This window comes from Pelomonas dachongensis (assembly GCF_043555865.1).
Lineage (GTDB): Bacteria > Pseudomonadota > Gammaproteobacteria > Burkholderiales > Burkholderiaceae_C > Pelomonas > Pelomonas dachongensis.
The window spans coordinates 338,673-360,135 of sequence record NZ_JBIGHY010000004.1 but is presented as its reverse complement, the minus strand read 5'-3'; the positions used below and the strand labels follow the sequence as shown (position 1 = coordinate 360,135).

15 protein-coding genes are annotated in these 21,463 nt (G+C 70.5%); 5 read left to right on the top strand and 10 right to left on the bottom strand.

The features are described 5' to 3' along the window. Positions 1 to 5 precede the first annotated feature (5 nt). The 5 genes from puhA to puhE are packed head-to-tail and all read left to right on the top strand — an operon-like array spanning position 6 to position 3,821. Positions 6 to 770: a photosynthetic reaction center subunit H gene (gene puhA / locus ACG02S_RS13710; protein WP_394471015.1), complete on the top strand. Its 765-nt coding sequence runs from the start codon at positions 6 to 8 to the stop codon at positions 768 to 770. Beyond that, complete coding sequence (gene puhB / locus ACG02S_RS13705) at positions 767 to 1,477, top strand: photosynthetic complex putative assembly protein PuhB (protein ID WP_394471014.1); 711 nt, start codon at positions 767 to 769, stop codon at positions 1,475 to 1,477. The genes puhA and puhB overlap by 4 nt, the downstream gene beginning before the upstream one ends. Positions 1,478 to 1,485: 8 nt before the next feature. After that, positions 1,486 to 1,968 (top strand): photosynthetic complex assembly protein PuhC, encoded by a 483-nt coding sequence (puhC, locus tag ACG02S_RS13700; RefSeq protein ID WP_394471013.1) that lies wholly within the window; start codon positions 1,486 to 1,488, stop codon positions 1,966 to 1,968. Continuing rightward, positions 1,952 to 3,028, top strand: a complete 1,077-nt coding sequence (gene acsF / locus ACG02S_RS13695) for a magnesium-protoporphyrin IX monomethyl ester (oxidative) cyclase (protein ID WP_394471012.1) — start codon at positions 1,952 to 1,954, stop codon at positions 3,026 to 3,028. The genes puhC and acsF overlap by 17 nt, the downstream gene beginning before the upstream one ends. 25 nt (positions 3,029 to 3,053) lie before the next feature. Next, a complete protein-coding gene (gene puhE, locus ACG02S_RS13690; RefSeq protein WP_394471011.1) occupies positions 3,054 to 3,821 on the top strand; it encodes a putative photosynthetic complex assembly protein PuhE in 768 nt (255 codons plus the stop codon). A gap of 97 nt (positions 3,822 to 3,918) precedes the next feature. On the opposite strand, the gene ACG02S_RS13685 is transcribed toward puhE, so the two are convergent. The 10 genes from ACG02S_RS13685 to ACG02S_RS13640 all read right to left on the bottom strand — a co-directional run bounded on the left by ACG02S_RS13685 (position 3,919) and on the right by ACG02S_RS13640 (position 21,447). Further along, on the bottom strand, positions 3,919 to 5,544 hold the full coding sequence (locus ACG02S_RS13685) for an esterase/lipase family protein (RefSeq protein WP_394471010.1): 1,626 nt from the start codon (positions 5,542 to 5,544) through the stop codon (positions 3,919 to 3,921). A gap of 109 nt (positions 5,545 to 5,653) precedes the next feature. Continuing rightward, a complete protein-coding gene (locus tag ACG02S_RS13680) occupies positions 5,654 to 8,371 on the bottom strand; it encodes a hypothetical protein (protein WP_394471009.1) in 2,718 nt (905 codons plus the stop codon). After that, the gene (locus ACG02S_RS13675; RefSeq protein ID WP_394471008.1) at positions 8,368 to 13,359 is read right to left on the bottom strand and encodes an SdrD B-like domain-containing protein; all 4,992 of its coding nucleotides are present in this window, start codon (positions 13,357 to 13,359) and stop codon (positions 8,368 to 8,370) included. Before ACG02S_RS13675 ends, ACG02S_RS13680 begins: the two co-directional genes overlap by 4 nt. Positions 13,360 to 13,620: 261 nt before the next feature. Further along, entirely contained in the window at positions 13,621 to 16,236 is a 2,616-nt protein-coding gene (locus tag ACG02S_RS13670) for a beta strand repeat-containing protein (protein WP_394471007.1), read from the bottom strand. A gap of 23 nt (positions 16,237 to 16,259) precedes the next feature. After that, positions 16,260 to 16,787: a hypothetical protein gene (locus ACG02S_RS13665; RefSeq protein WP_394471006.1), complete on the bottom strand. Its 528-nt coding sequence runs from the start codon at positions 16,785 to 16,787 to the stop codon at positions 16,260 to 16,262. Between the two features lie 207 nt (positions 16,788 to 16,994). After that, positions 16,995 to 17,240, bottom strand: coding sequence for a DUF2789 family protein (locus ACG02S_RS13660; protein WP_394471005.1), 246 nt, complete (start codon positions 17,238 to 17,240; stop codon positions 16,995 to 16,997). Between the two features lie 68 nt (positions 17,241 to 17,308). Next, on the bottom strand, positions 17,309 to 18,910 hold the full coding sequence (locus ACG02S_RS13655) for an MFS transporter (RefSeq protein ID WP_394471004.1): 1,602 nt from the start codon (positions 18,908 to 18,910) through the stop codon (positions 17,309 to 17,311). After that, positions 18,907 to 19,299, bottom strand: coding sequence for a DoxX family protein (locus ACG02S_RS13650; protein ID WP_394471003.1), 393 nt, complete (start codon positions 19,297 to 19,299; stop codon positions 18,907 to 18,909). Before ACG02S_RS13650 ends, ACG02S_RS13655 begins: the two co-directional genes overlap by 4 nt. Then, entirely contained in the window at positions 19,296 to 21,185 is a 1,890-nt protein-coding gene (locus tag ACG02S_RS13645; RefSeq protein ID WP_394471002.1) for an amidohydrolase, read from the bottom strand. The genes ACG02S_RS13650 and ACG02S_RS13645 overlap by 4 nt, the downstream gene beginning before the upstream one ends. Continuing rightward, positions 21,178 to 21,447 carry a XapX domain-containing protein gene (locus tag ACG02S_RS13640; protein ID WP_394471001.1) on the bottom strand — a complete coding sequence of 90 codons (270 nt, stop codon included), beginning with the start codon at positions 21,445 to 21,447 and terminating at the stop codon, positions 21,178 to 21,180. The genes ACG02S_RS13645 and ACG02S_RS13640 overlap by 8 nt, the downstream gene beginning before the upstream one ends. Positions 21,448 to 21,463 lie beyond the last annotated feature (16 nt).

Genomic DNA, 21,463 nt, shown 5'->3' with positions numbered 1-21,463 from the left:
CCTCCATGCAAACCGGTGCCATCACAGGCTACATCGACGTCGCCCAGCTCGTGCTCTACGCGTTCTGGATCTTCTTCGCGGGCCTCATCTACTACCTCCACCGCGAGAACAAGCGCGAGGGCTACCCGCTGGAGTCGGACCGCTCCCGGGCCATCACCGTGCAGGGCTGGCCGTCGGTGCCCGACGCCAAGACCTACCGGCTGGCCAACGGCGACACCGTGGACGCGCCCAGCGCGCGGCGCGACAACCAGCCTCTGGTGCACGCGGGTGCCTACCGCGGCGCGCCGCTGCAGCCCGATGCCGACACCGATGACCTGTTGCTGGCCGGTGTCGGGCCGGGCAGCTGGAGCGACCGTGCCGATGTGGCCGACATGACCTACGAAGGCCTGCCCAAGATCGTGCCGCTGCGCGCGGCGCCGGGTTTCGGCGTGGCGCCGCAGGACGTGGACCCGCGCGGCCTGCCGGTGCTGGGCGACGACGGCGCCGAGGGCGGCCGCGTGGTGGACATCTGGGTGGACCGTTCGGAGATGCTGTTCCGTTACCTGGAGGTGGATGTGGGCGGCGGCGCCCATGTGCTGCTGCCGATGAACTTCGCGCGCGTCGAGCAGCGTCGCATCCGCGTCAAGTCCATCCTCGGCCACCAGTTCGCCCGCGTGCCCAGGACCCGTGCGGCCGACCAGGTCACGCTGCTGGAAGAGGAAAAGATCATGGCCTACTACGGCGCCGGCACGCTGTACGCCACGCCCGCTCGCCAGGAGCCGCTGCTGTGAGGGCCGCCACCACGCTGGTCAACGTGCTGGCGCCCACCCACGAGCACGAGTTTGAGGCCACGCCCGGCCTGCCCGAGACCTTGCCCGCCCACGAGACGCAGCTGTGGCAAGGCAGCCCCGACGCCTGGCTGCTGGCGCGGCAGGCGCTGCATGTGGATCTCGTCGTCGTCTACTTCGGCGGGCTGCTGGCCTGGCGCGGCGTCACCAGCGCCTATGACGGCGCGTCCATCGGCCAGACGCTGATGGCCCTGGCCGGCATGCTGCCGCTGATCGTGCTGGCGCTGGCGCTGCTGGGCGGCATGGCCTGGCTGATGGCGCGCACGACGGTCTACACCATCACCAGCAAGCGCATCGTCATGCGCGTGGGTGTGGTGCTGAGCATCACGTTCAACCTGCCGTTCGCGCAGATCGCCTCGGCCGACCTGCGCCGGCGCGGCCACGGCGGCGACATCGTGCTCAGCTTGGCAGGCACCGACCGCATCGCCTACCTGCACCTGTGGCCGCATGTGCGGCCCTGGCGGCTCAAGCGCACGCAACCGATGCTGCGCGGCTTGAGCAATGCCAAGGCGGTCGCTGAGACGCTGGCCGGCGCGCTGCAGCGGGCCGAAGCCGCGCGGCATGCGCTGCCGGTGCGCGCCGTGGGCGCTGTCGACCAGCGCACCGGCGTGCCCGCGCTGGTCGCCAACCCACTCGCCCACGCGGCCTGAGAACGACCATGAACGCCAGCCTGCAAGCCAAACTGCCCCGGGTGCCGCTGATGGCCATGGCGGCCCTGGTGCTGAGCTGCCTGGTCGGCGTCAGCGCCGTGCGGCTGTCCGGCATGAGCGCTGTGCAGCAAGCCGACGCGGCCACGCTGAGCGCGCGCCAGCTGCGCTTCGAGGATCGCGACGACGGCGGCATTGCAGTGCGGGACGCCGCCAGCGGCGTGCTGCTGACGACCGTAGCGCCTGGCACCAACGGCTTTCTGCGCAGCACCATGCGCGGCCTGGTGCGTGAGCGCAAGCGCCAAGGCATCGGCCCCGAACTGCCGTTCGAGCTGCTGGGCCGGGCCGATGGCCGGCTGACGTTGGTCGACCCCGGCACGCAGCGGCGCGTCGACCTCGAATCTTTCGGCACCACCAACTCGGCGGTCTTCGCCCAGCTGCTGCCCCAAACCGACCTTGCCTCCCACGGAGCCCCCCATGTCGCCCAGCGCTGAACTGCACACGCCCGAAGATGCCGCCCGCCTGGCCAAGGCCGAGACGGTACTGACGCCGCGCTTCTACAAGACCGACTACGCCGCCATGGACCGGCTCGACATGAGCCCCATCCGCGCCGAGTGGGACGCCATGCTGGCCGAGTACGAAGGCGACAACAACCACGACCACTTCACCCGCACGCCGGAGTTCGCGGCCGAGGTGGCGGCGCTGTCGGCGCAGTGGTCGCCACAGCTGCGGCGCGACTTCCAGGAGTTCCTCGTCAGCTCGCTGACCAGCGAGTACAGCGGCTGCGTGCTCTACAACGAGATCCAGAAGAACGTCAGCAACCCCGACATCAAGCGGCTGATGCGCTACCTGACGCGCGACGAGTCGCGCCATGCCAACTTCATCAACCAGTCGCTGAAGGACTTCGGCCTGCAGGTGGATCTGCTCAACCTCAAGCAGAGCAAGGCCTACACCTACTTCAAGCCCAAGTACATCTTCTACGCAACCTACCTGTCGGAGAAGATCGGCTACGCGCGCTACATCAGCATCTACCGCCAGCTGGAGCGCCACCCCGAGAAGCGCTTCCACCCGATATTCAAGTGGTTCGAGCGCTGGTGCAACGACGAGTTCCGCCACGGTGAGTCGTTCGCACTGATGATGCGCGCTCAGCCCCACCTGCTGCAGGGCGGCAACAAGCTGTGGATCCGCTTCTTCCTGCTGGCCGTCTACGCCACCATGTACGTGCGCGACCACACGCGCCCCTGGCTCAGCGAGGCGCTGGGCATGGACCCAACGGACTACGACTACCGCGTGTTCGACATCACGACCGAGATCACCCGCCAGGTGTTCCCGCTCAGCCTGGATACCGACCATCCGGCCTTCCGCGCCGGCATGGACCGGCTGTGCGACATCTCCGCGGCCACCGAGCGCGCCAAGGCACGCGGCGGCGTGGTCGGCCGACTGCAGCAAGGCCTGTGCGCCGTGCGCGCCGCGCTGTGTTTTGGCCGGCTCTACCTGCTGCCCACCAAGACCCACGAGCTGCCGCGCGAGATGCGTGTGGCACCGAGCTGGTAGTTCGAAGCCTGTGAGAGCCTGAGCGATGCAACACGGCTGGCCCGCCCTCTACACGCTGCTGCTGTGGTGGTTCAGCACGGGCGTCATCCTGTACCTGAACGGCCTGCCCCGCGCCACGCACAAGTGGACGTTCGCCTCGGCCACCGTGCTGCTGGGCGTGTCGCTGCTGGGCGTGGCGGTGTCGGCAGCGGACACGCGCATCACCGGCGCATATCTTGCGTTCACCGCCGCGCTGATGGTCTGGGCCTGGCAGGAGGTGGGCTTCCTGCTGGGCTATGTGACCGGCCCGCGCCGCCAGCCCTGCCCGCCCGCCGCCCGGGGATGGCGGCGCGCGGGCCATGCGGTCATGGCGATCCTGTACCACGAGCTGGCGCTGATCGTGCTCGGCGCTGCGATCCTGGTGTTGACCTGGCAACAGCCCAACCAGCTCGCGCTATGGACCTTCGGCGTGCTGTGGCTGATGCGCCTGTCGGCCAAGCTCAATGTGTTCCTTGGCGTGCGCAACCTCAACGAGCAGTTCCTGCCCGAGCACCTGCGCTACATGCACAGCTACTTCCGCCAGCGTCCCAGCAACGCGCTGTTCCCCGTCAGCGCCATCGCCATCACGGCGCTGGCCGCCGCCGCCTGGCACAGCGCCGTGGAACTGCGCTTCGGCGCTTTCGAGGCGACTGCCTGCAGCTTCGTCGCCATGCTCTTGAGCCTCGCACTGCTCGAGCATTGGTTCATGGTGCTGCCGCTGCCCAGCGAACGACTCTGGAACTGGGGCCTGCGCTCGCGAACCCCTCAGCCCTGAAGGCCTGCGTTCGGTGGCCAGTTCCCGTGGCGGCTTGGTATGACCGATCCCAGGTGCGGCTGCCCCGGCTCACCCAACGGCGCCGGTTGCCGGGCCGCTATTGCCCGCCCGCTGGCTCGGGCGTCGAGTTCCAAGGGCGCACGACCAACCTGATCCTGCCCTTGATGCCCGGCTCGTGATTGCCTGCAAAGGGGATGTCGACCACCACTTCGCCCTGCTCCTGCAGCACCCGGTACCTGAGCGGCTTGGTCGCGATGCCGTCCACCTTGCTCATCCAGCCGAACTTCACGGACCAGTCGTCGCTGCCCTTCTCCGGCGGGACCATCTCCACAATGGCGGTGTCGCGGAACAGATGGCCCCCTTCATAGTGCTGGTCTGCCCAGAAGCGACGCTCCACTTGGTAGTCGGGCACTTTCACGCCCAGCGTCATCGCGTAGGCCAAGCCTGGCTTGGTTGCATTGACCTTGGCCCGGTTCATCAGGAACACGGATGACAGGTACATGCGCGTGTCCCGCTCTTCCTGGGGGTCGGACAACTGGCTGTGCGTCCGGCAGGCCGGCGAATCCTCCTCGGAGGTGCGGCGCGTCAGGTACCAGCGCTTGCCGCGCGGCGAGGCGAGCACCTCGAACTGGTACAGCGCCTCGACGTCCTTCGCCCTGGCCTGCAGTTCCGAAGGCAAGGTCACGGAAGTGACCTCAAGCCAGATGTCGACGCGGATGTCGCCGAACAGGAAGCGGCTCAGGTTCTGGTAGGCCTCCTCGGAGTTCACGATGCCAAAGTAGCCCGAGTGCGACCTGTAGCAGTAGGCGGTGGCAGCGGGTCGCGTCGGCAATTTCGTGCGTCGGTCGACGCCCCACAGCGTGGCATTGGCCACGCGCACCAGTCCATCGCTGCCATGGCCGACGAACGCGCGCACCACACCCATGGCGACCTCATAGTCGCCACGGTTGGTGCCGACCATCGTGAAGATGCGGTCGGACGGCAGCACGTCCTCGGGCACCAGGTCGACCCGGCCGTCGTTGGCGTCGGCGATGTCCTTGATCGCCAGGTAGCCGGCCATCCGTTCGCGGTTGAAGGTATGCGCCTCGTTCTTGGAGAGCCATTGCGGCACGTTGACGCCGGCCACGTCGATGCCGTTGTGGGGTGTCGCGAAAGTGAAAAGCTTGTCGACGGCTCGGCGGGCCTCGTCGTCGCCGCAGTCGGGGTTCTGCAGAAAAGTGCGGCAGACCAGGCCACCCATGGAATGCGCCACCAGGTAGACACGAAAGTCCTCGGGCTTGAGGCTCACCCCGCCCTTGTCCCGATGGCTGCAGACGAGTGCCTTCACCTTCAGGATCAATTGGCTCAGCCCGGCCGCGTACTCGGTGATGTCGCGGGCGCGGCCGTCGCCGAGGACGCCGGAGCCGTCGTCGTAGTAGCGATAGATCACGATCGACTGCGGCGGAATCCCTTGCGTGGGGTTGCCGTCGCTGTCGTTGGGCGGCGCCCAGTCGGGATCGTTGATGTCGGCGCCGTTCTGATAGACGTGGCGGTAACCGAAATCGGTGACCAGACGCAGCACCGGCGACTCGAAGACAAACTTCTCCGCCCGCGCGGTCTTGTCGGGCGTGGCACGGAAGACCGTCGATCCGACGTTGAAACCACAGAACGGGTCGCTCGCCGTCTCGTTGCGTTCGCCCTCGGTCATGGCATAGCCACGTACATAGATGATCGGATGCAGCATGGAACCCTCTTCGGCCTGGTCGCAATGCCAAGTCTGGAGAGGTACTCCGCGTTCGCAATCCGGGTTCGACCGCCTCCGTCCCCAACCCTGTGGAAGCGGGGCCGCGCCGCTACTGCAGCCGCACGACCAACACCACCTGGCCGGTCAGGCCGCTGCCCAGCGCGCCGGAGAAGCTCCACTCCACGCGCCCGGCCATGCCGGCAGGCGGCTGGGCCGATACCGCGCAGACGATCTGGGCGTTGGGCATGGTGCCGCAGCTGGCGGCCTGGAACACCGTGTACGCGGGCGTCGCGTCCGTGATCTTCAACGCACCCAAGGCCTCGTTGCTGAGGTTGGAGAAGGTGATGGTGTAGGTGATGAGGTCGCCCGCCTGTGCCACGCTGCGGTCCACGGCCTTCACCAGCTGCAGCCCGGCAACCGTGGGCTGCCCCACCATCGTCACGTCGCCGCGCTGCTGCTCGCGCGTGAGCACGCTGTTCGCATAGGCGAAGTGCGCGGTCAGCGCCAGCGTGTGCCGGGTGCCGTCGGGCACCCCGGCCGGCGCGGCGACCTTGGCGACGAGGCACAGCTTCTGGTCGGCCACCAACGCCACCGCGGCGGGCAGCACTTCGTCGGTCGCATCGATGCTGCCGTTGCAATTGAGGTCGCGATGGACCACCGCCGTCCAGCCCGGCCCGGCGGTCGCGACGCGGCCCAGGCTCAGGGTGCCGGCAGTGCCTGCGGTGAAGGTGTGCGGATACAGCGCGAAGGCGCCGGCGAGGATGCTCTGCTGGCCGTCCGGCTGAAAGGCATTGGCCGGCACATTGCCGAAGTTGAGGCCCGTGTAGCTGGTGCCTGCGACCAGCGTGGCGCTGATGCTGCCATCAGCCGGCGTGAAGACGCCGCCAGAGTTCCCGGCGGCGCCTGACACGACCAGCCAGCCGGCGTCCACCGCGGGCTGGGCGACCTTCAGCACGCCGCCGGCGGTGGACGGCACCCACAACGTGTAGCCGCCGGCATCGGCCGTGGTGGCGCGGTCGATGACGGTGTTGCCGGCATCGGTCAGCACCAGCGCGATGCCGGCCAACGGCAGCTCGCCGCCGTCGCGCACGCCGTTGTTGGGCGTACCCCCCGCGGCGCCGTTGTCCTTGAACACCTGGCCCGCCAGGCGGCTGCCGTGGAACAGGCCGAAGCGCTGGCCGGGCACGTCAGCCGTGCCCAGCGTGAAGCTGCGGGCGAGGGACGGCGCCTCGGTGGCCAGCCAGCCGGCGGGCACGGCCGGTGTCACGTCGCTGGCCGCGGCACTGGCGTTCACCACGACGACGTAGCCTGCCGCCGCCACGCTCGCGAAGCTGAACGAGCCGCTGCCCGGCGTGATGGCCACCACGGCAATGGCCGGCCCCGCCGGCTGCGTGGCGGGCACAAGCTTGGCGTAAAGGGCCAGGCCGGTGCCGGTCTCGCCACCGTCCTGCGTTGCGTTGTGGTTGGCGTCTTCGTACACCGCGCCGTTGACGGTGCAGGCCAGCGTGACGCCCTGCGTGCCGATGTCGGTCTCGCCGAGCCGGATGCCCAGCAGGTTCAGCAGCGGATCCACCAGCCCGGTGACCAGGCTGCCGACGGTGTTCACCAGCGCCGCCTGCACAACCGGCTTCAGCAGATTGAGCACGGTGGTGACGAGGCCGCTCAGCAGGCCCGGCCCGAGGTCCAGCTGCAGGTTGCTGACGAGCGTGCCGACCAGCGTCGTGGCAAAGCCGGCATTCGCGGACACGGTGGCCGTCGGGCTGGCCGGCGTCAGCGTGCGGGTGGTGCTGCCGGTCGCGCTGCCCGCTGCGGCGGCCTTGGCCTTGATATCGATGCTGAGCGCACCGACCTTCAGCGCACCGATGACGCCCCAGTCCAGGTCGGTCGCGGCGTTGACCGGGCGGGTGCGGTTGAAGAACAGCGCGTCGTCGATGCGGCCCAGGTAAAGCGCCGCCACACCTGGCGTCGCCTGCACGGTGACCGCGCTGCTGACCGCGTTGATGGCGGTGATGACGCCGTCCGTGCGCGCCACCTCCGCGTACAGGTCCAGGTGGCCCAGGTTGGCGGAGACACCGCCGCCCAGCAGCGCGGTCAGCACCGACACGTCGAGGTTGACCGCCACCAGATCCACCCCCAGCTTCACGCGCAGCGCAGCCGAGTGGAACGTGCTGCCGACCCCACCGCAGACGATGACCGGCGGCTCGACGACCTGCGCCTGCAGCGTCACGCTGCCCAGCAGCGACCCCAGGCCGATGCTGCTGCCCGACAGCGTGATCGCCTGCGGCGTGCTGACCACGTTGCGGCTGTTGTAGAGCTGCAGCACGCCCGTGACCAGCTCCAGCGCATTGACGCGCGTGGTGCCCAGAACGCCGTTGCTCTGCAGCAGGTCGCCCAGTTTGAACGGCGTGCTCAGGCCGTTCAGCGGCAGCTTCAGCGAGTTCAGCGCGGCGGCCAGCTGCGTCTTGCCTTCGGCCGTCGCGCCGGTGGTCGCGGCGGTCAGCAGGTCCAGCACCGTGATGTTGCTGGTCAGCGTGGCTGCGGGTGATGAAGCGTTCACCTGCGCCTGCAGCGCGCTGACGGTGCGCAACAGGCTCAGGTCGCCGGTGGCCAGCGAGTTCCAGTCGGCCACGCTCACGTTCAGCGTGGAGTTGGTCAGGCTGCCCAGCAGCGCATTCAGCAGTGCGCCGCGGGTCGAGTCCACGCTGGCCAGCCGCGGGCCTGCGGACACGCAGGCGATGCCGCTGCAGGCGGCGTGCGCGGACGCACCCGACAGCAGCACGACCGCCAGCAGCCAGGTTTTGAGCAAGCGAAGCAGCAGGGTGTTCATGAGGCCAGGCGCGACAGCGCGCGCTCGTCGAATTTGAACCGCAGGCGCACATAAACGCCACGCTCCGTGGCGTTGTCGCCCGTCAGGTCGCGGTCCTTGAAACCGCGCAGGTTGTAGCCGACCGACGCCCACATGTTGTCCTTCACGCGGTAGCCCAGTTCGCCGCCAAACGAGGTCTGGCGGCTGCGCAGGCGCCCATCACCCATGACGCTGACGTTCAAGCCCACGTCCCAGCGCTCGGCGACGTCCTTCGTGAAGCGCACGCTGGCCAGCTGCGCGACGCTGCGGGTCTGCACGCCGGCAACCTGCTCGGTCAGCTGCTTGGCGGCAACACGGCCGCTGAGGTTCATGTCGCCGCCGAACTGGCGTTCGGCGTGCAGGCTGACGATGTGGGCGCGGCGCGCGTGCGCGTCGGTCAGGCCGCCGCGCTCGTCCTTGTACTCGTAGCGGCCCAGAGCGTTGAGCTGGTTGGCGCTGTCGCGGTAGGCGGCGCCCAGCTGCAGGCGCTCCTGCCAGCGGTTGGCGGCGTTGCCGCGGGCGAGGTTGCCGGCCAGCACGTTCTTGACCAGCAGCGTCCACTGCTCGTCCAGCTTCACGGCCAGCCCGAAGGTGGACAGCAGGCCCACGCCGCCAGCGCTCTCACGCAACTCCAGGCGGGCGCTGCCCTTCCAGCGCGGATCGGCGGTGTACTCGACGGCACCGGTCACGGCTGCGCTCTGGTTCTCGCCCTTGCCTTCACCTTTCGCACCGGCCAGCGCCTGCACGCGCTCCAGGCTGCCATTGACGCGCAGGCCGGGGGTGACGAGCCACTGGTTGCGCAGGCCCACGGCGGCCTCGGTCTCGCGGCCGGCGAAGGCCTCGCGGCCGCGGTACTCGCTGAACACGCGGCCCTCGCCACCGCCCAGGCCGGCGCCCATGTCCAGGCCGACCACTGTGGTGTTGCGGCGCTGCGTGGCGTCCAGCGCGTAGGGGCCGATCAGCGACGAGATGACCTCGTGGCGGGCATACAGGCGACCGCGCCCGGCCAGCTGGTAGTCGCCGCCCACGGCCAGCAGGCGCTTGCTCGCATCGCGCACGTCCTGCTCGCCTTCGACGAACACGGTGGCGGTGGGCAGGCCCGGCAACGTGGTGCTGGCCCTGGCACGCACGGTGGTGGTGGCGTCCTGAGCGCCGGCACCGGGCGCCTGGCCGTGCTGCTGCACGTGGCGGGCGCCGACCTCCACCTTGGTGCCGCCCTCCAAGCTGCGCTCCACGCCCACCAGCACGCCCACGCGGCGCGCAGCGCTGGCCAGGTCGGCGCTGTGCAGCGCCTCGCCGCTGACGCGGGTGCGCGCGTCGAGCATGTACGTGCCCTGCGCACCCGCCTCGGCGCGGCCGCCGTTGATCTGCGCGGCGCGGTTATCGAAGCCCACGTCACTGCGCGCGGCATGCACGCGGGCCTTGAAGTCCTTGCCGTCGTGCGTCAGCGCCACGCGCTGGGCGCCACCATCGTGGGCCGCGACCTCGGCCGTGTCACCACGCTTGATCTTCGCCACCTCTGCGCTCAGCACCGTGCGGTCGGCGACCTGGTAGCGAGCGTTCATGCTGCCCATCTGCATCGTTGCCAGCGGGTTCCAGTCGCGCACCAGCGCGCCGCCGACGGCGAGCGCCTCGCTGGCCTGCCACAGCGCGTCGGCGCCGGCCACCCAGAAGGCCGAGCCGCCCTGCTCCACCTCATAGGTCACGCGGATGAAGACCGGGTTCAGGTCGGCGTCCACGCTGGGCATCGGCGTGCGCAGCAGCAGGCGGCCGGTGACGGGGTCGATCTCGTAGTCGGCAAAGCGCTGCTGCGGCGTCGTGCGCACAACCAGCGCAGGCTGGTGGCGGTCACGCACGACGATCTCCACCTTCTCGCTGTTGACGGCCATGCCGGCGCCCAGCGTGAACGGGCCGGAGGTGCCGTCGGCGCGCAGTTCGGTGATCTGCTGGCGCGTGGTGTCGCGCGCGGCCCAGACGTTGGCGCTGAAACCATCGACCTGGAAGTGCTGCTTCAGGCCGTTCAGGCTGCGCTGGTAGACGCCCAGCTGGCGCTCGCGGTCGTCGGCCTGCGTCGTGAAGTCGCCGTACAGCAGCGACGACTGGCCGCGGTCGATGCGCACATAGAGCTTGCCGGTGCTCTGCGCATCGAAGCCGCGCTCGGAACTGTCACCGTAGACGGGATAGAACGCGTCGGGCTGGATGTCGCGGAACAGGCGTTCGCGGGTGTTCTTGTCGGAGTCGTAGGCCACGGTCAACAGCGCATCGCCGCGCACCTTGCCTTTCAGGAACACGGCGGCGCGGGCGGCGTTGTTGTTGTCACTGCTGCTGCCGCCAGCGAAGGCGCGCAGCTGCTGCTCGAAACCATCGGCGCTGCCGGCGGCCTGCACCTGGCCGGCCTTCAGGCGGCGCAGGTTGAACGCAGCATCCACCACGCCCACGGCCATCAGCGGGCGCAGCGCGGCGACCAGCGCCAGCTTGGCCTCGGCGGCCACGCCGTCGCTGGCGACCTGCAGGCGCGCCTCGCCGGGCACGTCGGGCGCGGTCCAGGTCAGGTCGGCAAAGCCAGCCTCAACGAAGGCCTGCACGCCGTGCGCGCGCGGGTCCAGGTCGGGCGTGTTCCAGCGGCCGGAAGCGCTGTCCAGCGTGACCGGCAGGCGCGCATCGACCGGCAGGCCTTGCGCGTCTTCCAGGCGCAGGCGCACGGGGACGGTGGTACCGGCGTCGGCACGGGCCGGTGCATCGATGACGATGCGGGCCAGCGCGCCGGCCTGGCGCAGCGTCAACTCGCTGGTGGCGCGCAGGCGGCCGAAGGCGTCGTGCTCCTGCAGCACCAGGCGGTTCTCACCCGCGCGCAGCGGCAGGCCCACGTAGGTGCGGGCCTCGGTCTGGTCGTCGGCCGACTGGGCCTTCTCGCCGACCCGGTCGTCGCCGACCGGCTCGCCGTTCACGCGCAGCGACAGCACGGCGCCAAGCCGACCGATGACGCGCACGGTGGCATCGGCAGCGGCCATCAGTTGGCCGTCGCGCACGCCGACGAAACGCGGCAGCGAGGTGCGGTGTTCGGCCGCGTCTTCGACGGGCAGCGCGGCGGCGGCCGGCGTGGCAGTGGAGGCGACACCCGCCGGCGTGGCGTCGCCGATTCGACCGCTGGCGGCCAGCGCGCGCAGGTCCGGCGTGGCGGCAGCGGTGATGGTCAGCGCGGTGCGCAGCGAACGGGCGCCTTCGTCGGCCAGCGTCTGCGCAGCCTGGCGGCGGACCGTCAGCTGTGCCGTCATCGCATCACCGCAGCCTCCCAGCGCAAAGTCGGCGCGCTGAAGCTCACCGGCGCGCGGGTCGACGAAGCGGCTGTGGCCGTCGCCGGCATGGCGCTGCGACGTGGCCAGCGGCGTGGCGCCGGCAGGCAGCGTGACGCCATCCAGCTTCAGCACGTGGGTGCGGGGGCTCAGGCCGTAGACGCTGTAGCGCCCGGCGCCGTCGGTGGTGACGGCGGTGCCGTCCTCCAGCCACAGCCGCACGCCTGGCACGCCCGGCTCGCCGGCATCCTTCACGCCGTTGGCGTTGCAGTCGGCGTAGACCGTGCCCATCACCAGCGCACGGTCGGAAAACACGCCGGCCTCGACCTTGACCTTCACGCGCGCCTCGTTGCTGATGACGGCATCGGGCGCCTGGGCAAAGGCCTGCACGCGGTTGACCCCATCGCCCTGCAGAGCGCCGGTGCCCACGCGCACGCGGTAGCGCAGCGTGCGCTCGGCGTCGGCGGCCAGCGGGGTGCCGACGTGCCAGCTGAGGCGCGCACCGGCGCTGGCGGCCGGGTCGGCCAGCGCCTGACCGTCCAGCCGCGCGCTGCCAGGTTCGTAGCGGAAGCCCACCGGCAGCGTTTCCTGCACGCGCACGTCGTTCAGGGTCACCACGCCAACGTTCTTCACGGCCACGGCGTACTCCAGCGTCTCGGCCACCTCGACGGTGGTGCGCGAGGCCATCGCCTGCACGTGCAAGCCCCGCGGCAGCGCATCCATTGGCAGGTTGACGATCTCGTTCTCGGTCGTCGCGCTAACGGTGAACGTGCCGCCGTACGACGCCGAGGCATGCACCGGATAGGCGCTGGCCATGCCGGCCCCCGAGCGGTCGGCGCGGCGCGCGGACGGGTACTTGTGGCTGCTCATCGGCAACACCAGCAGCCGGTAGGTGCTGGCGCGCAGGAACGGGAAGCTGTAGCCGCCCTCGCCATCGGTCATCGCATCGGCAGGCATCGGCGTCACGCCGTCATGAGCGAACACTGCCGCCGCACCGCCGGCATCGCCGCCGTTGCCTTCGCCGGTCACGTCGATGAGCCGCACGTGCGCGCCGGCGATGGGCTGGCCGGTGGCCGCCTCGAACACGACGGCTCGGCTTTCGAGGCGCAGCTGGGCGGCCAGCATCTGACCGTTGCAGGCCGGCGCCGTGGCCTGGATGACGTCGCCGGGCATGACGTCCAGCGCGCCCGACGCGGCGGGCGCCGAGGCGGTCCAGCCGCGGTTGACCATCGGCGCCTGCAGGACGAAGACGCCGGTGTTGGCCGCCGTCTCGACGGCCACCGCGTCGACCTGCTGGCTGGAGCGGGCGGTGCTGAGCCGCACCGCCAGCGTGTCTGCCCGTAGGGGGTCCTGGTTGCAGGCGCTGGCGACGACGCGCGGGAACATCGGCTGACCCAGGCGCGTGGTCCACGCCGGGTCGGTATAGCGGTCGTTGCTGAAGAAAGCCAGCGACGCACCGGTGGCCGGGGCCATCGCCTCGACGCGGTTGGAGTCCAGCGCAAGGGGCGTGCCGTTCGGGTCCACCAGGTAACTCATCCACGCCTGCGCGCTGATGACCAGCATGCGCTCCTGAGCCGGCGTCTGAGCTTGGCCGGGTACCGCCGTGAACAGAGCCAGCACCAGGCACGCGGACAGCGTGCAGTGGCGCAGCAGTGAACGGACGGCGGAGCGGGTCATGGGTGGGTCTGAGGTGTGGTCTTCTCACAGCCCCGATGGCCGCTCGATCCAGCACCGGCAGGATAGAAATCGACCCGCAATCGCAGAACCGGGCAAGCGCACCGCGTGTGCGCGGTGGAATGCGTGATCCTGCTGACAGCAAATTGCCTACAAGCCCCCGCAGGCGGCGTCGCATGCCGGCTCGCCCACGAAAAATCCGCCTGGCGCGGGCCCGAAGGCGCCGCGGCAGGCGGAGGGGACGCAGGGGGAGAACCGCCGTCGTCAGGGATCGATGCGCACGCCAAACCGCAGCACGACGCTGGCACCGGGCGCCAGCGTGGCCACGCTGGTCTGCAGCGTGCCGCGGCCACCGCCGGCCGGCGCGGTGACGGTGCCCGCCGTGGCCGACGCCGGCACGGTGGCACTGTAGGTCGTGTAGGCCGGCGTCGCGTCGCTGACGACCAGGCTGGTCACGGCCACCGGGCCGACGTTGGTCGCGGTGATCTCGTAGCGGATGCAGCCGCCGGGCGCTGCGCCGCTGGTGATGGCCACCGGCGAGAACGCGGTGTCGGCCGTGCCGTCGCAGCCAGCGTCCAGCGCCTGCGTCTTGAACAGCGTCACTTGCGACACGATGACGGTGCTGGTGTCGGTGGCGGTGGCCGCCATGGGGGCGGCGGCCCCCCCGTTGACGCCAGCCAGTGCAGCGCTCAGCGTGGTGATGTTGGTGGCGCCGCTGGTGGCGCCGGCCGGCGCCGAAGTCTTCACGAACAGGCGCGCGCTCTTGCCTGGGGCCAGGCCGGGCGTGGTGTTGGCACCGTTGGTGCCGCCCACCAGCTGCGACAGGTCCGTGATGACCGGGTCACCGGCGTCGAGCACGCCGTCGTTGTTCTTGTCCCAGTAGATGACGGACGTGAAGCCGGGTGCCGAATCGGTGACGCCGAGCGAGCCCGTGCTGAGCACGCCGTCGGCCTCGCTCACGTTGCCGGTGTTGGTCAGCATGTGCGTGTAGACGGTGGTGCCGCCGGGCGTCAGCTGCGCGGTGTTGTTGGGCGTCAGCGCGAGGCTGCGCACGGTGCCCACGGCGACGGCGTTGTGAAGCGTGTCGCCGGCGCCGGTGGTGGCCGATTGCGCGCGGAAGTACAGCTGCGTGGCCCCCGCGCTGGCGCCGGCGGGCACGGTGACGTCGGCGTAGATCGCCTTGTTGGCGCCGCTGTTGATGACACCGGTGTTGTCCAGCACGGCGCCGCTGGCGTCGCGGAACACGACCGTCCACCCGCTGGGCAGCGTGGTGGTGGCGAAGGTGGCGTCGGTGCTCGCACGCAGCGCGAAGCTGTCGGCCACGCTGCCGCCGTTGGCCACGACCAGCGTGATGCGCGCGGTGCCGCCGGATGCAACCGTTGCCGTGCTGACCGCCACGGCTTCGGGGCCGGGGCCGTAGCCGGGGGCGCCGGCGCCGGAGCCGTTGTTGGTCAGGTCCACCGTGCTGGCGGTGATGGCGGTGAGCGTGTTGGGCGCCGAGGCGGACTTGGTCGGGTCGGCGCTGGAGGTTGCCTTGGCGACGACGCCGTAGGGGCCGCCGGCGGCGTCGGGCGGCAGGATGGCGCGCACGACGATGTTGACGGCGCCACCAGCGGGCACGGGACCGGTGTCCGGGATGCCGTTGCCGTTGTGGTCGACGATGGGCGTGACGCCGTCGGCCTGGAAGAACTGGAAGGTCGTGCCCGCCGGGAACGTGGACGTGAGGGTGCTCAGGTCGAAGGTGTCGGTCGCGTTGCCGTTGTTGGTGATGGTGTTGGTGAAGTTCACGACGCCGCCCTGCGGCGCGGACGTTACGGTGGCACCCGTCATGCTCACCACAGCGGCGCCCAGCACCACGTACTGCACGGTGTTGGTGTTGCTGGCGGGGACGGTGGTGGCGCCGTCGTGGTAGCTGAACGAAGCCGTCGCGGCGGTGGCGGCGTGGGCGCCGGCGGGCAGGCCGGCGTTGACGGTGACCTGGAAACTCAGCGTGCCGCTGCCGCCCGGGGGGACGGACGCGATGACGGCGGTGACGCGATTGGCGGCGGTGACGTTGTGGTCATAGACGATGCCGCCCTGACCATCGGCCGCGTCGGCATCGGTCAGCACAGTGGCGCCGCTGCCGCTCCAGCGCGCGCTGCCGGCCACGTAAGTCATGCCCGCCGGGATCAGTTCGGTCAGCGTCAGGTTGGTGGCCGTGGTGTTACCGGTGTTGGTGAAAGTCAGCGTGAGGGTGCGGCTGCCGACGGACGGCGACGGGCCGCTGGTCACGTCCAGCGCCTGCGTGGCGTTGATGACGGCCTGCGCGGTGATGGTGGTCTGGTCGACGACGCTGCCCGTGGTGCCCGGCGTGAAGCCGCTGGTGGCCGTGGTCGTCATCGTGTTGCTGGCGCCCGCGACCGCCGTACCCGGCACGATGCCCGCGACGACGAAGCGGAACGCCTGGCCCGCGGCGAGCTGGCCGGTGCTGGTGATGGGCACGTTGTTGTCGGGCACGCCGTCGCCATTGGCATCGGCATAGAACAGCGTGGCGGCGAACGTGAAGCCGCCGCCGTTGGTGGCGCTCAGCGCAAAGCTGTCAGTGCCGTTGCCGCTGTTGGTCAGCGTGTGGGGGTAGTACACCTGGCCGCCAATGGAGATGGTCTTGGTGCCGCTGGCGACGACGCTGACGGCCGCCACCTGCTGCACCGTGGTGACGACGGTGTTGGACGTGACCGTGCGCACGACGGCCGAGCCATCGGAGTACGTGGCCGCGGCCTGGTTGCCGATGACGGTGCCGGCAGGCGCTGCCGCCAGCGCAGGCAGCAGGGCTGCCACGCCCAGCAGCGGCACGAACAAGCGTGCAACGCGGCGCACGACGGAGAAGAAGGAGGTGCTCATGGCGGTGTCGACTCGGCTCTGGCTCACGAACGGCTGGCGACGGCCAGGGCCGGCAGCTGCATGCGGGCGCGCACCGTGCGCTGCGCACCGGCAGGCAGGTCGCCCAGGCTCCAGCGCAGATAGCGGTACTGGGCCAGCGGCACGTCTTCCATCACGCGGCGCCCGTCGGCGCGCGGCACCAGCCGGCGCAGCGGCACGGGGTCAAACCGCACGCCGTCCAGACTGGCCGTCTGCACCGGTGTGCTGGAGTCGGCCGTCGGCAGGTACTGCAGGCCGCCGGCGGGCACCGGCAGCGTCAGCTGCACGTTCTGCGCGGCCTTGGCGTTGCCGTTGACGTAGCGGGCCTCGTACTCGATGACCTCGCCGGGGCGGACCCGCGTCATCAGCGGCTGCAGGTTCTCGCGCGGCGCGCCGCGCTCCATGACGCTCTGCACGCGCCAGGCCTGTAGGATGATCTGCGTCTGTGCTGGCGCCGTCTGCGCCGCGGCGGCCGCGCTGGCGGCGAAGAGCAACGCCAGCAGCCAGGTGGTGAGGGTGAGGTGCAACTTCATGTCGATCCCTGAGTTGGCGACGGCCGACAGCCGCCTGATTCAACGATCGACAGAATAGAAATTCAGGCCCGGTTGAAGAACCGGGCGATCAAAGCGCTGCGTGGCGTCGATTGCTGGATGTGCGTGTGAGGCGATTGCCTACAACGACTTCTCAGCGGCAGCGGGCCGTGACGGAATGCTCAGCTGCAATCCCGGCTGATGGCTTCGCTAGGGTGCCACTGGGTGGCACAAGGCCTCGGCCAGCCATTCGGCGGGCAGTGCCCACTCGGCATCGGCAGCGATGGCCTCACGCAGAAAGTCCGACTGAGCCGCCGTCCAGACGGGTGCGTCCGGCAGCGCACAGCCGATCGCGTCGGGGCGGTGGCGGGCAATGAAGGCCGCGATGGCCGTCTCGCTGGACGGCAGCCCCAGCTGTGCGAAGAGTTGCCGAAGGCCGGGTTGACCGATCTGCATGCGCCGGCCTCAACGAGGCGCCGCTGCCGGCGTGGTCCGCCGCGCAAGGGGTTGCAAGTTGTCCATCGTCAGTTCTGGTGGAGTGGCACAGGCCTCAAGGTCAGCAGGTGGCGCACGACCGGCTTGCCGGGCCCCTGGTGGAACTGGTGCAGCCGCGCCTGCAGCGCCACGGCGGCCTGGCTGGTGCGGTGGTGCTGGCGCAGGTGCTCCTGCCACGATGGCAGCACGAACCACTCGACGAGCTGCTGCGGATCTGCGGCGTCCTCGGTGACTCCCCAGTCGCTGGCGCCGTCGCCGCGGCGGTGCGCCGACAGCTGAACCAGCAGCGCCTCGAACGCGGGGCGGTCGCCCGCCGCCACGCGATACTCGACGTGCACCAGCACGGGCCCGCGCTCGCCCGGCACGGCGCCGGCCAGTTCGGGCACGGGCCAGGCGAGCGCCGGGTCCAGCACCTCGTCGCCGGCGGGCAGCGGCCAGCGGCGCGCCACGACGCCCAGCACCGCCAGTGTCGCCGCAGCCAGCAGCAGGGTGCCCACCAGGCCCAGCCCCTGCGCGATCGCGCCCCAGGCCAGACTGCCGGTGGCCAGCGCGCCGTTGAACACGGTCAGGTAGACCGCCAGGCCGCGGCCTCTGACCCAGTTGGGCAGGACCGTCTGCGTGAGGGAGCCCAGGATGGTGAGCGCCACGATCCAGGCCACGCCGAGCAGCAGCAGGGCCGCCAGCGCCAGCGCCCTCGGCGGCGACAACGCGAGCAGCGCCATGACCGCGGCACACAGCCAGGCCGCCACCATCAGCAGCGCGTCGGCGCCGAGCCGCTGCCGCAGCTGCGGCAATGCCAGTGCGCCGCCAATGGCACCCGAGCCCACCGCGCCGAGCATCACCCCGTAGAAGGCGGCATCGCCCTGCAGCAGCTGACGCCCGACGAGTGGCAGCAAGGCCCACGCCGCACTGGCGAAAGCGAAGAACAGCCCGGCGCGCAGCAGCACGCGGTGCAGGTCGCGGTTGGCCATCGCATGGCGCAGGCCGGCCCGCAGCGCGCCCCCGAAAGGCTCGGCAAGCGGGTCGGTGGCGGCCGGCGTCGGGCGCCACCACAGCAGTGCCGCGATCACGAGCGCATAGGTCAACAGGTCCGCGCCATAGGTCACCGCCGCACCCCAGGTGGCAAGCAACACGCCACCGGCGGCGGGCCCGAGCGAGCGGGCGATGTTGACACCCAGCGAGTTCAGCGCCACTGCGGAGCGCAGCTGCGTGCGCGGCACCAGCGCCGGCACGATGGCCTGCCAGGTCGGCCCCATCAACGCGGCGCCGATGCCCCCCACGAAGGTCAGTGCGAGCAGACTGGCCAGGTCCAGCGCGCCGCTGTGCGACAGCAGCATCAACGCCGCGCTGACGGCGGCCAGCAAGCATTGCACCGCGATCAGGAAGCGGCGGCGGTCCAGAATGTCGGCCAGCACGCCGGCCGGGATGGCGAACAGGAACACCGGCAGCGAGGCCGCCGCCTGCACCGCCGCGACGGCCGCCGGATGCGGGCTCAGCTCCGTGACGAGCCAGCCGCTGGCCACGTCGCGCATGAAGCTGCCCACGTTGCCCAGCACCGTGGCCACCCACAGGACGGCGAACACGCGTTCGCGCAGCGGAGCGAAGGCGCCTTCGTCAGGTGTCGTGGTCATCGCGTGGCTTCCCGGGCTATCAGGTCATGCCAGGCGACAAGCGCGAAGCCGCCGGCCAGGCCCAGGTGTTCGAAGAAGGCGTGCGAGGCGGCACTGCGGTCGGGTCCGGCCAGGTTCCAGAAGTCGTTGGCGATGACGCTGGCCGCCACCGTGAACCCGCCCAACGCCAGCGCACCGACCCAGCGCCAGCGGCCGGCGAGGACGAGCGCCGATGCGCCCAGCTCCAGCACGATGACGGCCACGGCCAGCGGCGCGGCCGGCTGCAGGCCGAAGTGCTGCATCTCTGCCAGCGCACCGTCGAAGTCCAACAACTTGGTGAGGCCGCCTTCCAGGTAGGCGGCGCACAGGGCCAGCAGCGCCAGCCCATGCAGGAGGCGGCGCAACGTCATACCGCCCAGCAGGCGCAGCCCAGCGCGCCCCAGAAGCCGGCGTTGTCGTCCACCGGCGCCCTGGCCGCCCAGGCGCGGGCATGCGCATGGCCGTGCACGTTGCAGGCGCTGGCGCAGGCACAGGCGGCGGCGAGTGCCGCGGCGCTCAACGGTGCCCTGCCCTCGCCGCCTTCGCGGTAGGCTCCCCAGGCGCCGTAGCCGCCCCAGCGGCGCACGGGCGACCAGTCGGGCATGGCCGGCGGTGGCGGAGCCTCGTCCAGCGGCGCGAACGGCCCGGCGCCCCAGACGATGCGCCCGCCCACCAGCGTGAGCAGGGCCGTCGTGTCGGCGATGTCGGACTCGGGGCAGGCGAAGAAGTCACGGTCCGGCACCACGAGGTCGGCGTACTGCCCCACCTCGATGCGGCCCTTCTTGCCCTCTTCGTTGGAGAACCAGGTCACGTTCTCGGTCCACATGCGCAGGGCTGCCTCGCGGCTGAGGCAGTGGCGCTGCGGCGTGATCTGCAGGCCGCCCACCGTCTTGCCTGTGATCAGCCAGGCCAGCGACACCCAGGGGTTGTAGGAGGCCACGCGCGTCGCGTCCGTGCCGGCGGAGGTGCGCACGCCCTTCTCAAGCATCTTGGCGACCGGTGGCGTGGCCTCGGCGGCGCAGGCGCCATAGCGCGCGACGAAGTCCTCGCCCTGGTAGGCCATGCGGTGCTGCACGGCCACGCCGCCACCCAAAGCGGCGATGCGGTCTATGGAGCGTTCCGAGATGGTCTCGGCATGATCGAAGAACCAGTGCAGGCCGTCGATGGGCGTGTCGCGATGCACCTTCTCGAAGACATCCAGCGCGCGGCTGATGGTCTCGTCGTAGGTGGCGTGCATGCGCCACGGCCAGCGGTTCTGCGCCAGGATGCGCACGACCTCTTCCAGCTCGGGCTCCATCGCCGCCGACAGCTCGGGCCGCGGCTCGCGGAAGTCCTCGAAGTCGGCGGCCGAGAACACCAGCATCTCGCCGGCGCCGTTGTGGCGGAAGTACTCGTCGCCCTGCTTGTATTTCACACTGCTCGTCCAACGCAGGAAGTCATCCTTCTCCTGCTGGGCCTTCTGCGTGAACAGGTTGTAAGCCAGGCGCACGGTGAGCTGGCCGGCGTCCGCCAGCTGCTGGACGATGACGTAGTCCTCAGGGTAGTTCTGTAAGCCGCCGCCGGCGTCGATGGCGCCGGTGACGCCCAGGCGGTTCAGCTCGCGCATGAAGTGGCGCGTGCTGTTGAGCTGGTACTGCGGCGGCAGCTTGGGCCCGCGGGCCAGCGTGGCGTACAGGACGGCGGCGTTGGGCTTGGCCAGCAGCAGGCCAGTGGGGTTGCCGGCGGCGTCGCGAGCGATCTCGCTGCCAGGTGGCGCCGGCGTGTCCTTGGTGTAGCCCACAGCGCGCAGCGCGGCGCCGTTGAGCAGCGCGCGGTCGTACAGGTGCAGGATGAAGACCGGCGTGTCCGGCGCCACGGCGTTCAGCTCGGCCAGCGTGGGCAGGCGCTTCTCGGCGAACTGGTGCTCGGTGAAGCCGCCCACGACACGCACCCACTGCGGCGCGGGCGTCACGTCCACCTGGGCCTTCAGCATGGCCATCGCGTCGGCCAGGCTCCTCACGCCGTCCCAGCGCAGCTCCAGGTTGTAGTTCAAGCCGCCGCGGATCAGGTGCAGGTGGTTGTCGATGAGGCCGGGCAGCGCGAGGCCGCCCTGCAGGTCGATGCGGCGCGTGGCCGGGCCGGCCAGCGCCAGCACGTCCTCGTTGCTGCCGACGGCGGCGAAGCGGCCAGCGGAGACGGCCACGGCTGTGGCCTCGGGTTGGGCACGGTTCAGCGTCGTGAAGCGGCCGTTGAACAGGATGAGGTCAGGGTCAGCCATGGCGGCTCTCCGGCTCGGGACGGTCGGCGCAGCGCGGCAGCTCGCCGAACATGTGCGGCTTGACCTGGTGGTGCAGCCACGAGGTTTCGGTCGGCTGCGGCGCCAGCCAGCGTTTGACCAACGGCGGAATCTGCTCACCGGCCAGGATGCCCAGCAGCCCGACGAGCGCGATCACCGGCGGGGCCGGCGAGCGCACGTTGAACAAGGCGTAGATGACGCCGACAAGCAGACCGATCGCGGCAGAGAGGAGATAGGGCTTCATCGTCGGCGTCCTTCAG

Excerpts from the sequence above, each read along its gene's own strand:
- acsF (WP_394471012.1), top strand. The coding sequence starts at position 1,952 with ATGTCGCCCAGCGCTGAACTGCACACGCCCGAAGATGCCGCCCGCCTG.
- ACG02S_RS13645 (WP_394471002.1), bottom strand. The coding sequence starts at position 21,185 with ATGGCTGACCCTGACCTCATCCTGTTCAACGGCCGCTTCACGACGCTG.
- ACG02S_RS13660 (WP_394471005.1), bottom strand. The coding sequence starts at position 17,240 with ATGCAGATCGGTCAACCCGGCCTTCGGCAACTCTTCGCACAGCTGGGG.
- ACG02S_RS13665 (WP_394471006.1), bottom strand. The coding sequence starts at position 16,787 with ATGAAGTTGCACCTCACCCTCACCACCTGGCTGCTGGCGTTGCTCTTC.
- ACG02S_RS13680 (WP_394471009.1), bottom strand. The coding sequence starts at position 8,371 with ATGAACACCCTGCTGCTTCGCTTGCTCAAAACCTGGCTGCTGGCGGTC.
- ACG02S_RS13655 (WP_394471004.1), bottom strand. The coding sequence starts at position 18,910 with ATGACCACGACACCTGACGAAGGCGCCTTCGCTCCGCTGCGCGAACGC.
- puhE (WP_394471011.1), top strand. The coding sequence starts at position 3,054 with ATGCAACACGGCTGGCCCGCCCTCTACACGCTGCTGCTGTGGTGGTTC.
- puhA (WP_394471015.1), top strand. The coding sequence starts at position 6 with ATGCAAACCGGTGCCATCACAGGCTACATCGACGTCGCCCAGCTCGTG.
- ACG02S_RS13685 (WP_394471010.1), bottom strand. The coding sequence starts at position 5,544 with ATGCTGCATCCGATCATCTATGTACGTGGCTATGCCATGACCGAGGGC.
- ACG02S_RS13640 (WP_394471001.1), bottom strand. The coding sequence starts at position 21,447 with ATGAAGCCCTATCTCCTCTCTGCCGCGATCGGTCTGCTTGTCGGCGTC.
- ACG02S_RS13675 (WP_394471008.1), bottom strand. The coding sequence starts at position 13,359 with ATGACCCGCTCCGCCGTCCGTTCACTGCTGCGCCACTGCACGCTGTCC.
- puhC (WP_394471013.1), top strand. The coding sequence starts at position 1,486 with ATGAACGCCAGCCTGCAAGCCAAACTGCCCCGGGTGCCGCTGATGGCC.
- ACG02S_RS13670 (WP_394471007.1), bottom strand. The coding sequence starts at position 16,236 with ATGAGCACCTCCTTCTTCTCCGTCGTGCGCCGCGTTGCACGCTTGTTC.
- ACG02S_RS13650 (WP_394471003.1), bottom strand. The coding sequence starts at position 19,299 with ATGACGTTGCGCCGCCTCCTGCATGGGCTGGCGCTGCTGGCCCTGTGC.